The sequence below is a fragment of the Umezawaea sp. NPDC059074 genome, assembly GCF_042738955.1.
GTDB lineage: Bacteria > Actinomycetota > Actinomycetes > Mycobacteriales > Pseudonocardiaceae > Umezawaea.
Window position 1 is genome coordinate 101247 of the sequence record NZ_JBHYHC010000014.1, and the last position, 12699, is coordinate 113945.

General features: G+C 71.7%; 9 protein-coding genes. 5 read left to right on the forward strand and 4 right to left on the reverse strand.

The annotated features are described in order from the left end of the window. Positions 1–36: 36 nt before the first annotated feature. The gene (locus ACFWW9_RS10030) at positions 37–453 is read left to right on the forward strand and encodes a hypothetical protein (RefSeq protein ID WP_390374075.1); all 417 of its coding nucleotides are present in this window, start codon (positions 37–39) and stop codon (positions 451–453) included. Then, the gene (locus ACFWW9_RS10035; RefSeq protein WP_390374078.1) at positions 440–823 is read left to right on the forward strand and encodes a heavy metal-responsive transcriptional regulator; all 384 of its coding nucleotides are present in this window, start codon (positions 440–442) and stop codon (positions 821–823) included. The genes ACFWW9_RS10030 and ACFWW9_RS10035 overlap by 14 nt, the downstream gene beginning before the upstream one ends. On the opposite strand, the gene ACFWW9_RS10040 is transcribed toward ACFWW9_RS10035, so the two are convergent. Beyond that, positions 820–2571, reverse strand: a complete 1752-nt coding sequence (locus tag ACFWW9_RS10040) for a hypothetical protein (protein WP_390374081.1) — start codon at positions 2569–2571, stop codon at positions 820–822. The genes ACFWW9_RS10035 and ACFWW9_RS10040 overlap by 4 nt on opposite strands. A 185-nt stretch (positions 2572–2756) precedes the next feature. On the opposite strand from ACFWW9_RS10040, the gene ACFWW9_RS10045 reads away from it, so the two are divergent. Both ACFWW9_RS10045 and ACFWW9_RS10050 read left to right on the forward strand, forming a co-directional pair. Then, positions 2757–3635 (forward strand): exonuclease domain-containing protein, encoded by an 879-nt coding sequence (locus tag ACFWW9_RS10045; RefSeq protein ID WP_390374084.1) that lies wholly within the window; start codon positions 2757–2759, stop codon positions 3633–3635. Between the two features lie 128 nt (positions 3636–3763). Then, complete coding sequence (locus ACFWW9_RS10050; RefSeq protein ID WP_390374087.1) at positions 3764–4606, forward strand: diguanylate cyclase domain-containing protein; 843 nt, start codon at positions 3764–3766, stop codon at positions 4604–4606. A gap of 100 nt (positions 4607–4706) precedes the next feature. Here ACFWW9_RS10050 and ACFWW9_RS10055 read toward each other — a convergent pair whose 3' ends face one another. The 3 genes from ACFWW9_RS10055 to ACFWW9_RS10065 all read right to left on the reverse strand — a co-directional run bounded on the left by ACFWW9_RS10055 (position 4707) and on the right by ACFWW9_RS10065 (position 11140). Next, positions 4707–7730: a beta strand repeat-containing protein gene (locus ACFWW9_RS10055; RefSeq protein ID WP_390374090.1), complete on the reverse strand. Its 3024-nt coding sequence runs from the start codon at positions 7728–7730 to the stop codon at positions 4707–4709. A gap of 182 nt (positions 7731–7912) precedes the next feature. Further along, positions 7913–8752 (reverse strand): hypothetical protein, encoded by an 840-nt coding sequence (locus tag ACFWW9_RS10060; protein ID WP_390374092.1) that lies wholly within the window; start codon positions 8750–8752, stop codon positions 7913–7915. A gap of 174 nt (positions 8753–8926) precedes the next feature. Next, on the reverse strand, positions 8927–11140 hold the full coding sequence (locus ACFWW9_RS10065) for a hypothetical protein (protein ID WP_390374095.1): 2214 nt from the start codon (positions 11138–11140) through the stop codon (positions 8927–8929). A gap of 76 nt (positions 11141–11216) precedes the next feature. Between ACFWW9_RS10065 and ACFWW9_RS10070 the strand changes: the two genes are divergently transcribed. Next, positions 11217–12395 (forward strand): AI-2E family transporter, encoded by a 1179-nt coding sequence (locus ACFWW9_RS10070; protein WP_390374098.1) that lies wholly within the window; start codon positions 11217–11219, stop codon positions 12393–12395. Positions 12396–12699 lie beyond the last annotated feature (304 nt).

Here is a 12699-nt window from a genome sequence, read left to right on the forward strand (position 1 = left end):
GACCCTGCACCAAGGTGCAGGGTCGAGGCTGTCGGCATGGGTTCAGGTGTGGTCCGGTGGGGCCGGGCGGGTGCGGGGTACGACCTCGTCGTCACGGCGTTGTTCGCGACGCCGTGGACGGCGGGGCTCGTGTTCGACGCGATGCGAGCCGTGCACGAGGGGCTGGGGGTGGGCGGGGCTCCGCCGCCGGTGGTGGACGGCACCGCGCTGCTGATGACGAGCTTGTTCGGGGTCGTGGTGGTCATGTGGTCCATCGCCCGGTGGGTGCGGCCGGAGCCGGTGCTGATCGGCATGGACACGGTGGGGCGGCTGGTGTTCAGCGCGTGGTTCACCTGGGCGCTGGTCGAGGGGGAGTCGCGGGTGCTGGTCGCGTTCCTGGTGCTGGAGCTGGCCTGGGCGCTGGTGCAGGGGTGGGCCGTGGTCGGGCAGTATCGCGGTCGTGCGCATCGGTGAGGTGGCTCGGGCCGCCGGGGTCGGGATCAGCACCCTGCGGTTCTACGAGCGGCGCGGGCTGGTCGAGCCGCTGGGGCGGACCGGGGGCGGCTACCGCGAGTACGACGAGGAGTCGGTGCGGCGGATCAAGTTCATCCGCCGCGCCCAGCAGCTGGGGTTCACCCTGGTCGAGGTGGCGCAGTTCCTCGACCTGCCGCGGGCCGGAGCGCTGACCGGGGACGACGTGAGCGGGCTGGTGGCGGGCAAGCTCGGCGAGATCGACACCCGCATCCGGGACCTGGGCCGGATGCGGGCGGCGCTGGTGGACCTCGCCGTCTCCGGGGCCGTCGCCGAGCAGTGCCCGGTGGTGGCCGCGCTCGTCGGGGACTAGGCCCAGGGCGCCTTGATCACGATGTTCTTCACCGAGTTGAACGGCCGCAGCACCACGGTCCACCCCTCGGCGACGTACGCCGACTCCTGCCACGCCTGCGACTGCTCCAGCACCAGGTAGTTCGCCCCGTACTCCCGCGCGATGGCCGTGAGCTGGAGGGCGTTGAGCGAGTTGTACTTGCCGGGGTCCTGGCTGCCGCACTGGTCGACGCCGCCCAACGCCGTGAGCCTGGCCTCGTAGTCGAGGGTCGCCGGGCCGCCGTACGCGCCGTTCTTGCAGTCCACGACCACGCCGCGGCCCGAGGCGAGGCGGACGTACAGGGCCAGCGGGGGCACCAGGAGCTGGTTGCCGGGCGGCACGACCCGTTCGACGGCCTGGCCCCAGTCGCGCAGCGCGGTGTCGGGGATGAACCGGGTGTCGAGGGGACGCCAGGTCAGGACGCCCGCGACGACGACCGAGCCGATCAGACCGGTGAGGATGCCCGCGACCACCAGGAAGCGGGGGACCAGCAGGAAGCAGCCGATCAGCATGGCGCCGGCGGCGACCAGGATCCACGGGCCGCCGTTGGTGCTCGCGAACGGGTAAGCGGGCTCGGTCTCCTTGACGCCCATGGCGAAGTAGGCGAGCGCGCCCACCAGCGGGAGCAGCAGCAGCCGCTTCCACGCGGCGGTGAGGGCGAAGACCGGGGTGAGGACGCCCCACACCGCGAGCGGCATCAGGACCACGTCGAGCCGGTAGATGTTCAGGCCCTGCGCGAGGACGCCGAGGGTCGGCACGTCGAAGCGGTCGACCAGCACGCCCGCCGTGAGGCCGATGGCGGGCAGCAGGACCAGGGCGGCCCACAGCCCGCGGGTGCCGCGGACGAAGTGGAACACGCTCAGCAGCGCCAGTCCGACCAGCGCGAAGCCGCCCCACATCAGCTGCGGGATCCAGCTGGTCGCCTCGCAGTGGTACGGGATCAGCTCGGTGCAGACCTTGGCGAAGTCCGCGGTGTCGCCCGCGACCGGCCGGGCGACCAGGTTGCCCGCGACGATGCCGCCGACGACCACGGCGGTCCCGACGAGCAGCCAGTGGACGCGGCGGTCGCGCACGCCCAGCGCGACGACGGCCGCCAGCAGCAGCACGCCGACCACGGCGCCCTGCTGCACGTGGACGAGCGCGGTCGCGACGGCGGCGAACGCGGCCAGGCCGTGCCGACCGGTGACGAGCGCGGCGACGGCGAGGTAGATGAGGAACCCGGAGAGCACGCCGGGCAGGGCGATGGCGAGCATCGGCGAGCCGGTGCCGAGCAGCCACCACGGGGTGAGCGCGCCGATGACGGTGACGACGATCGTCGCCGACCACGTGGCCCGCGGCGCCCACGCGCGCGCCAGGATCGCCGTCGCGAAGCCGAACGCCAGCAGGCCGAGGCACCAGTAGCCGAAGTAGACCGCGTCGAGCGTCCCGGTGCTCGCCCCGGCCCACGTCACGACGTCGAACAGCCAGTGCGGCTGCGGGGCGTTCGCGATGACCCAGTCGCCCGCGAACTTGGTCGGGTCCGCCCAGTGCAGCCCCAACGCCGACAGGACCAGGTGGTCGCCCGTCCCCGCCGTGTAGCCGTAGCGCATGTGCAGCATCAGGCCGAGCAGCGCGGCGCTGATCACCGCCTGCACGGGCGTGGTCGGCCGCCAGCGGGCCCGGACCGGTGGCGCGGGCGCCTCCGGTTCCCGGTGCTCGACCCTCGGCGCCGCGATCAACGTTGTGGACAACGGGACTCCCCCAGTGGTGAGCGGGATGCACCCGCTCTACCCAGGAGACGCCCCATAGCTCACTTTCGTTGCTGTGATTGCGCTTTCACCGGAAAATCTCAGGAAACCCCGCGAGGCGCGCACCGGCTTCGATGATCGTCCGAGTAGATTCCGAAGATCGTTCGTCGGCATCGGGGTGTTCGCTGGTGGGTGCTGGTTACGCGGTCGTCGACACCGAGACGACGGGGTTCGCGGCGGGTGGTCGGGATCGGGTCGTCGAGGTCGCGGTGGTGCTGCTCGACGAGGACGGCCTCGTCACGGGCGAGTGGTGCACGCTGGTCAACCCGGCCCGTGACCTGGGGCCGCAGCACATCCACCGGATCAGCGCCGCCGAGGTGTGGCACGCGCCGACGTTCGCCGAGGTCGCCGGGTCGCTCGCGGCGCAGTTGAGCAACCGGGTGCTGGTCGCCCACAACCTGAGCTTCGACGCGCGCTTCCTGGCCGCGGAGTTCGGCAGGCTCGGCGTGGAGTGGCCGACGGCGGGCCTGTGCACGATGAAGCTGGCCACCCAGTACCTCCCGGACAGGGCCGGTCGGTCGTTGCGGGCGTGCTGCGACGCCGCCGGTGTCCGGCTGGTGTCCGCCCACTCGGCGCTCTACGACGCGCACGCCGCCGCGGGCCTCTTCGCGAACTACCTGGCGAAAGCCGGGCGGCCGGAGCCGTGGCGGGACCTGCTCGACGACGCCGAGCACGCGCCGTGGCCGGTCTTCGCGTCCTCGTCGGCGCACCTGGTCCGCCGCGGCGAGGTGGTCGCCCAGCGGACCTCCCGCGCCGAACTGGTCCCGCTCGTCCGCGGCGACACGGTCGTGTTCACCGGGCAGATGGCCGACCCGAGGGACGTGTGGATCGACCGCGCCGCGGCGGCCGGGCTGCGGGTGATCCAGGGGTACGTCACGAAGGCGACGCGCGTCCTCGTGGCGGCCGACCCGTTCTCGTTGTCCAGCAAGGCGCGCCGGGCGCGGGCGTACGAGGTGCCGATCGTGTCCGAGCAGGACTTCGGGTCCATGCTCGCCCGGTTGGCCTAGCGGCCCGCTCGTTACAACCAGGGCGAAAGATCACCGAACCGGGTGTCATTCGACCTATTGAAATGCCTGCTACCTGCGGGGAAGCTCTGACGAACAGGCCGTGGCAGCCAGCGGAAGGTACGAGCCGCATGCGTACCGTGCAGACAGTCCCCACCCGCCCGGTGTGGGATGAACTGATCGCCGAGTTACCCGTCGGCGTGGTGCTGATGGACGCTGCCGGGACCGTGCTGGCGGGCAACAGGCTCGCCGCCGACCTGGTGGGGCTGCGGCAGGAGGAGCTGCTGTCCGGCGACCGGCCCGAGGGCTGGTCCGCGCGGGACGACTCCGGGGCGCCGCTGCCCAGTCGGGCGGAGATCGCCGACCAGGTGTTCCGGACCGGGTCGGTGCTGACGCTGCCGGTGGTCGTCGTGCGCACCGGCGCTCCCCACGTGCAGATCTGGGTCGAGTGCCACCCGCTGCTGGTGCGCGGGGAGCAGCGGCTGGTCGCGTTCCTGCAACCCGTGCACACGGACGTGCCGCACAGCCGCGGGCTGGTGGACCCGCTGACCGGGCTGCCGGGGCGGGCGCTGCTGCACGACCGGCTCGACCAGGCGTTGGCGCGGGCCCGCACGCACGGCACCGTCGTGACGCTGGTGCTGGTGGACGTGCACCGGCTGGCCGCGGTGAACGCCGAGCACGGGTTCCAGCGGGGCGACGAGCTGCTGACCGTCGTCGGCGGCAGGCTCCGGGAGGGGCTGCGCGAGGACTACACGGTCGCGCGGTACGGCGGCGACGAGTTCGCCGTGATCGCCGAGCACAGCTGCGGCAACGGCGAGGCCGTGGCCGAGCGCGTGCGTGAGCTGGCCGGGCGCGCGGTGCGGATCGCGGGCACGCGGGTGCGGCCCGGCGTGCGGGTGTGCTGGGTGACCAGCGACGGGGCCGCGCCGATGCACTCGGTCATCGCGCACGTGGAGGAACGGCTGCGCTCCTAGCCCTCACACGCCAAAAGGGCTGAGCCCCCGACGCCGGATCGCGTCGGGGGCTCAGCCTTCGTTCCCAGGGTGGAGCAGGTGTGTCAGCCGGTCACCACGATCAGATGCGGGACATCTGGATGGTGTCCTCGAGGGACCCGAACAGGGACTGGGTGTCCAGGCCCGCCAGGGCCGGAGCGCCGAGGGAGCGCTCGTCGCCCGCACCGGCGGCCTTGAGGGCGTCACCGGTGGTGTTGAGCTTCACGCCGCTCAGGGACGCGGTGGGCAGGGCCGTGCGGGTCGGGGTGTCCAGCGAGCGGGGCTGCGCGACCGGGGCGACCGGGACCACGACCGGGAGCGCCGGGACGGCGATCGGGGCCGTGGGCAGCGTCGGCAGGCTGCGGCCCGCGGGCGCCAGGGGCAGGAGGCCCCGGATCACCGGCGTGGAGCCGAAGCCGCCGACCAGCGGGAGGGTGCCGCCGAACGAGCGCTCCTCCTCCAGGGCGGGCGCGGTCGACGGGAGGTCCAGGGAGGTCAGCTGGTCGGTGTCGGGGATGTGGTTCACCGGAAGGGTGCTCACCGTCTCCGAGCCGACGGGAAGGCGGCTCAGGTTGGTCAGGCTCGGGATGTCGGACGCGCCGAGCAGCCTGTCCACGCTGGCGGGGAGGTCGATGCCGCGGGGCGCCTCGTTCGAGCGCGCACCGTCGGCTTCCTCGCCGGTGGTCTGGGTGGTGGTCGTGTGGACGAGAGCGGTGGCCTGGCCGAGGACCTCGACCGGGATGTCGTAGACCTGCCCCGCGGCCTCGACCGGCACCGGCACGTCGTTCGCCGTGACCGCGTCGCCGTTGCCGGCGGTGGTCGTCTTGCCGCCCGCCTTGCTGAGCAGGGTGCTGTCCGAGGTGGTCTTCGAGATGCCCGCGGCCGTGACCGGCTCGCCGAACACCTCCGGCGCGGCGTTCGCCGGAACCGTGACCAGGTTGCCGGACACCGACGCGTCCTTGCCCGACGTGGTGCTGTCGCCGCCCGCGACGACCTTGGTGACGCCGAACGTGTTCGAGTCGCCGTTCGCCGCGGCGGTGACGGTGTCCGCGAAGGCCTGCACCGGAGCGGCGACCTGGGCTGCCACGGCGTTGCCCGAGAGGGAGCCGCGGTCGCCGGTCGTGGTGACGTCGCCGCCCGCGAGGGAGCTGTAGTCGTTGGCGGCGTCGCTCTCGACGTTGCTGCCCGCGCCGACCGCGCTGCCGAAGACCTCGACGGCCGAGGCCTCGGGGACGGAGACGACGTTGCCCGCGATCGCGCCTTCGGCGCCGTCGCTGACGGCGTCGCCACCGGAGGTGGAGTCCAGCTCGGAGTCGACGTTCGAGGTGCCGTTGCCGACCGCGACGACGGTGTCGCCGAACGCCTGCGCGGGGTTCGAGGTCGGGGCCTGCACGATGTTGCCCGACGCGGAGCCGTGGTGGCCGGTCGCGTTGGACGGGCCGCCCGCGACCAGCACGGTGTCGCTGGCGGTGTCGGTGTTCGGGTTGCCGACGAGCGCCGCGGCGTCGCCGAAGGCCTGCGCGCCGACGGCCGTGGGCGCGGTGACGATGTTGCTCGACACCGTGCCGTTGTCGTCCTGGCTGTTCGGCGTGCCGCCGGACGTGAGGACCTTGTGCTCGTCGGTCGTGCTGGTCGGCGCTCCCACGACGCCCGCGGCCACGCCGTAGGCCTCGGCCGGGACCACGGCGGGCACCTGGGCGATGTTGCCCGACACGACGCTGTCGTTGCCGGTCGTGCCGTTGTAACCACCGGTGTCCGAGGTCACGTCGTTGTCGCAGAAGGCGGTGGCGTTGCCCGCACCGGCGACGGCGTCGCCGCACGCGTCAGCCGCTCCGGCGGGCGACGCGGAGAGGGTGTTCGCGGCGAGCACCGAGTGGTCGCCGTTGGTGTACGTGCCCTCGCCCGCCTTGGCGGTGACGTCGTTGCTGTGCTTCGCGGCGGTGTTGCCGATCGCCGAGACGGCGTTGCCGCCACCGGAGACGGGCAGCGCCACGGGCGCGTCGGCCAGGTTGCCCGAGAGCGTGGAGCCCTCACCGGTCGTGCTGGTGAACCCACCGGCCTCGGCGTCGTTCACCGTGCTGCTGGTGGCGCTCGAGTTGGCCGCGCCCGCGATCGCGTTGTCGTCGACCGACACCGGGCCCGCGAGCTGCGGCTGGACCACGTTGCCCGCGAGCGTCGCCGGGTCACCGCTCGTCTGCGTCCACGAGGGGATGCCGTTGAGGCCGGTGCGCGTGGTGCCCGCGTCCGAGGTCGCGCTGTTCCTCGCGATCGAGTCCGCGTTGCCCGCGCCCGCCACGCCGTTGCCGTTCACGGCGGCGATCGGGGCCAGCGGCACGCCCACGACGTTGCCGCCGACGGAGCTGTTGTCGCCGTCGGTCTTCAGCGAGCCGAGGGACTCGGCGGAGGTGGCGGCGTCCGAGTCGGAGTAGGCGTTGCCGCCGCCACCGACCGCGTTGTTCGTCACCTGCGCGGGCACGGCGCCCTGCGCGGCGGCGATGTTGCCGGACAGCGTCCCGCGATCGCCGGACGTGGTGATGTCGCCACCGGTCGACGCGGCCTGGACGGCCGAGGTGTGCGCGTACGAGTTGCCCAGCACGGCGATCGAGTTGCCGGTGACCTGCGCCGGGACGGCGAGGCCCACGGCGGCCACGTTGCCCGCGAGCGACCCGTTCGACCCGTCGGTCAGCACGGCGGCGGGCTGCGTGACGGTCTGGCCGCAGGTGGTGTCGACGCTCGCGTCGCTCCCGGCGGCGACGGCGTTGCCGCAGACGTCGACCGGGACGACGACGTTCGGCTGGACCACGTTGCCGCGGGTGGCCGCGGAGGTGTCGACGCGGTCACCCGCGTCGCGGACCAGCGGGTTCGCGCGGGAGACGCGGTCGTTGCTGATCTCGCGGTGGAACTCGGGCAGCTCGCGCTGGCTGGCGACCGGGAGGCCGACCGCGTTCTTCTCCATGTCGATCGGCACGGTGATGCCGCCGTCGATGGTCGACGGGGCGGCATCGGGGTTGACGTTCTCCTGGGCAGAAGCGATGCCCGTACCGAGCATCAGCAAACCACCAGTAACCAGCGCGGACTGGATTCCGCGCTTTGCCCAGGTCTGCATTGAGACTCCTTTTTCCTTTGCGGGGATGTGGCGGGCGGCCGGACGCGCAGCGTCGGAAGTGGGCCACCCGGATCGAGGAAGGCTGGGTGCGCGGCATCTCGACCACAAAGGAGCGCGAAGAAAGAGCGCGCCGGTCGATTCCCCAGGACAGCGTGGGAGCTGTCTAGGACCGCGCGCTCAGATCAGTCAGGAGTGCTGCCGGGCTGCTTGCCCGGGAGCACGGAGATCCGCTCGGTGGTGGGCTTGAGCGCCCGAGCCACGGCGGAGTCGTAGGCGTTCACGAACGCGGCCTGGGAGGCCGAGTTCTGGTTGCCCGCCGAACCGGAACCGTCGCCACCGCAAGAGCAGTGCACCGGCGCGTTGACCGGCGGAGCGAACGGGACGAACGGCAGCGGAGAGGGGTCTCCGGGGAAATCGGGACGCGCGTCGTCACCCGGCGCGGTGCGCGGGGTGACGGGCTGCCACGTCCACGGGTCGCCGACCGGCGAGAAGGACGTGGCCGGGGCTTCCACGACGGGCGTGCCCACCGAGACCGGTGCGACGCTGTCGTCGATCGGGGAAGGCACCACGGGCACTGCGGTAGCGGTCTTGTCGACCTGGAACAGGGCGTCGGGCTGGAGGACTCCGACCAGACGGGGCTGCTCGAACCAGGACCCCACCTCGTCGAGGCCGCCGCGGAGCTGGTCCGCCACCTCTTCGAGCTTCGGGGCGGTGGCGGCGCGCGCTTTCTCCTGCTCGGCGCGCAGCGCCTCGTCGATCCCGACCACGGTCTGGGTGGCGGGCGTGACGACCGGGGCGATCGCGGTGGTCACGCGAGCGGGCAGCACCTCGTCGAACGTGTGCTGCGACGCTCCGGCGGAGACCGCCGACACCACGTCCGGGTCCGGCGCCTCGGCGGCCGCCGTGGCCGTGGAGAGCACCCAGGCGGCGGCGGTGCTCGCCGCCGCGCCGCCGAGCACCAGGAGAGCGCGGCCGAGGGCACGCCGAAGACGGCACGCCCCCGTTCCCGCTCGCTGGTCCACGGCAGACAACCCGGATACCTCCACCTCGACTGGGACGTCGACCGCAGTGGTCAAGTCGACTTCGTGAGCCTGCCAGGGAGGACCTCGGAACCGCACGCTCCCGGGTGCCCGTTCGTCACATCGTGTGACGAACACTCTGTGACATCAGCCGTGACCCTGAGTGCTCATTCCACGTCAGATCCTCTTGAGCACCCGTGCGGCACCGGCCGCCGCCGTCGACGCGAGGATCCAGCCGACCGCGATCAGCACGCTGGAAATCCACTGGGAAGCGCCCACGAACCGCCACTTCCCGTCCTGGCCGAGGTCCACGATGGGGATCAGCAGGTCCATCGAGAGCAGCCAGGGGTTCCACACCGGGTCCTCGTCGGAGTTGAGCTTGAGCATCACGTGCCAGCCGAACCAGAGCGAGCCCGCCAGCCAGAACACCAGCAGCCACGCGATCGCCAACCACGGTCGGTAGCCGTACCCGACCGTCCACCGCTGGAGGAAACCCCACACCTGGCCCGCCCGGCCCAGCTCGGAGTAGCGCCGGTGCTGCTTCTCCAGCTGCACGTGCTGCGCCAGCTCCTCCTCCCCGCCGTCTCGGTAGACGGCGGCGAGCTGCTCGTACGGCCCCGGCGCGAAGTCCGGCTGCACCTCCCGCAGCCACCGCAGCCGGGTGTGCACGTCCACCTCCGGCGACGCGGAGATCGAGTCGAAGCTGAAGTCCTCCACGTCGACGCCGCCGGTCGCCGCCCACAGCCCCGGCCCGTCCGACACCGACGTCGCCTTGACCCTGGTGAGCACCACCCGACCGACCGGGATCTGCTTGTCGGACAGCCGCAGCACGAGCTGGTGCACCTGGAGGCCGTAGGCGTTGAGGGCGATGTCGCCGCCGGGACCGCCCAGCCGGGCGCCCGCGAACGTGGCCATCTTGCTGACCTCGGCCAACCGGATCCGCACGCCGCCGACGGCGTGGAAGCCGTAGCTGCACAGGAGGTCCTTGCCGATCGTGGCGACGCGCGCGTCCAGCGACGGCTTCACCGTGCCGTCGCCGCGGCGGCGGGGGTGCGTCAGCTTCGCGCCCGAGCAGTCGAGCGTTGACCCGATGTGCGCGTTCTGGAGCCGGATCGACCCCTTCGCCTGGAGGTCGCGCAGGAACAGGGTGCCGCCGACCCGCAGCCGGTCCGCGAACAGGACGTCGATGCCGGGCCCGAACAGCTGCACGCCGGACAGGCTCATGCTGCCGCGCACGTGCGCGTCGACCAACCGCACCTGCCCGTACGCGCGCAACGCCGACTCGTGCTCCCCGTCCCCGGTGAACCCGCCGTTGACCGCGCCGCGCGCCTCGACGTCCCCGCGCACCTGGACGCCGTCGGCGTGCAGCGCGACCGGGATGCGGTGCACCACCGGGTCGGCCAGGTCCTCCAGCTCCTCGAGCGCGTCCGGCCGCCCGATCACCGCACCGGACATGCGCAGGTACCCGCCGATGTCGGCGTTCGGCAGCCGCACCGTGCCGGAGGAGGTGAACCCGTCGTCCAGTTCGACGTTGCCGTCGACCTTGATCCGGTCCGCGACCAGCGCGGCGGACTCGTCGGCCGTCCCGCGCGGGATCACCAGCACCGGCCGGTCCACCACGCTCGTCGACCGCAGCCGCGCCCCGGAGAAGATGACGTCCCCACCGACACGGGCCCCGTCGAGCAGCACCCGCCCCTCAGCGGTGAACCGCCCGCCTTCGCTGTCGCAGAAGAGGTTGCCCGCGATCACCACACCGGACGCCTCCAGCGCGTCCTGCGCCGGGTTGATCAGCCGCGCCCCACCGAGGTGCACGCTGCCGCCGATGTTCGCACCGCGCAGCCGCACCTCCCCGTTGGCCCGCAGCGCGATGGCCTGGACCGACCCCGACACGCGGATCCGCGCGGCCAGCAGGGCGTGATCCCCACGACTGCGCAGCACCGCGCCCGCCAACCGCAGCGTGCCGTCGACCGTCGCGTCGGTCAGGTCCACCACACCGTCACTGGTGAACCCCGCCTCCAACACCAGGTCGCTCGCCACGCGCAGGTTCCGCCCCCACAGCCCCGGAACCCGACACCCGCGCATCCGCAGCCCCACCAGGTGCGCCATCCGCACGTCCGGCGGCTGCTCGAACGAGCATTCCCGCAGGTCGATCACGGTCCGCAGCCGAGCACCTTCAAGCGCGAACACCCCCACGACGTTCGCCCCGCTCAACCGCAACGCGGGCACACCGGGACTCCGCACGCGGTAAACACCGGTCAGCAACCCGGAGAGAACGGACCCGCGAACGGTCCGCTCAGCCCGGTCCTTGGTCCCCTCGCGGAGGTCGATCGGCACCCCGGACGCGTACGCCAGGCACACCCGGCGTTCCACCGCGGTCAGGTCGTCAGCCATCACACCCCCGTTTCGCCACGATCTGATCACCTCGACCACGGTGCTGACCAGTGTCGAGCGGGATACGGTGACCAGCGTGACCGCACGTGAGTCGGAGATCAGCAACCGAGTGCCCAGACTGCTGCGCATCAGCGCCGCGCTGAGTTGGCGCTTCGTGGCAGTGGTGGCCGCCCTCTACGTGGTCGCGAACGTGGTGTCGTTCCTCGCCACGATCGTCATCCCGGTGGCCATCGCCCTCCTCCTGGCCGCACTCCTGTCCCCCTTGGTCGCACAACTGGTGCAGCTCCGCGTCCCCAGGGGCTTGGCGGCGGGCTTGGTCCTGATCGGCGGCATCGCCGTCGTGGGCGGCGTCCTCACCTTCGTGATCACCGAGTTCTCCAAGGGCCTCCCAGAACTCCAGACCCAGGTGTCGGCCAGCCTCGACACCATCAGGGGCTGGCTCAAGGACGGCCCACTGCACCTCAGCGACGTCCAGCTCCAGCAGTACCTGGACAACGCGCTGAACACGATCAAGGAAAACCAGTCCGAGATCACCTCAGGCGCCCTCACGACGGCCGCCACGGTGGGCGAACTCCTGACCGGCATCCTCCTGGCCCTGTTCACGCTGATCTTCTTCCTCCACGACGGCGACGGCATCTGGCGCTTCGTGGTGAGAGCAGTCCCCACAGACGTCCGAGCACGAGCAGACGTGGCAGGCCGCCGAGGCTTCGCCTCCCTGGTCAGCTACGTCCGCGCCACAGCAGCAGTAGCAGTGGTCGACGCGGTAGGCGTGGGAATCGGCCTGTGGATCGTCGGCGTCCCCTTGATCGTCCCGCTGTCAGCCCTGGTCTTCCTGGGCGCGTTCATCCCGATCATCGGCGCGGTCATCACCGGCGCGGTCGCAGTACTGATCGCCCTGGTGGCCAACGGCCCGGTAGCAGCCCTGGTCGTCTTCGCGGTACTGATCGGCGTCATGCAACTGGAAAGCCACGTACTACAGCCCCTACTCCTGGGCCGAGCAGTAAAACTGCACCCCTTGGCAGTAGTCCTCGCCATCACCGCCGGCTTGGTGGTAGGCGGCATCTCCGGCGCACTACTGGCAGTACCACTACTGGCAGTACTGAACTCCGGCATCCGCTCCCTGCTCTCAGACTCGGACGCCACAGTCAGCCCCTCAGAAGTCAACGTCCACGCCCCCCAGGCCAGCGGCCCCAAAGACGGCACAGGCGACCGCGTAGAAGACTTCACAGACGAAATCAAGAAACTCAAGGACTAGCAGCACAGCCCTCTTGGCCCACTGACCAACAGAACTTCACCGGCCCCCGGCCCCAACCGGCCCCCGTGACCAACCGGGGGCGGACTCTTTCGGCCCCCGGCCTCAACCGGCCCCCGTGACCAACCGGCGCATGCCTTTTCGGGCCCCCGGCCGCCACTCGCACCGCTACCCATCGTTCCGTGCCGGCAGGTTCTTTCAACCCCCAACCCTGGCAGCCCCCGATTGTTTTTGCGCCCCCACCCTTTTTCGTCTTGTCAAGGCGTCTTTGCTGCCTTGACAAGACGAAAAATGGTGGGTGTATGGG

Bases quoted from the DNA above. Each gene is read 5' to 3' on its own strand.
- ACFWW9_RS10030 (WP_390374075.1), top strand. From the start codon at position 37: ATGGGTTCAGGTGTGGTCCGGTGGGGCCGGGCGGGTGCGGGGTACGAC.
- ACFWW9_RS10050 (WP_390374087.1), top strand. From the start codon at position 3,764: ATGCGTACCGTGCAGACAGTCCCCACCCGCCCGGTGTGGGATGAACTG.
- ACFWW9_RS10055 (WP_390374090.1), bottom strand. From the start codon at position 7,730: ATGCAGACCTGGGCAAAGCGCGGAATCCAGTCCGCGCTGGTTACTGGT.
- ACFWW9_RS10065 (WP_390374095.1), bottom strand. From the start codon at position 11,140: ATGGCTGACGACCTGACCGCGGTGGAACGCCGGGTGTGCCTGGCGTAC.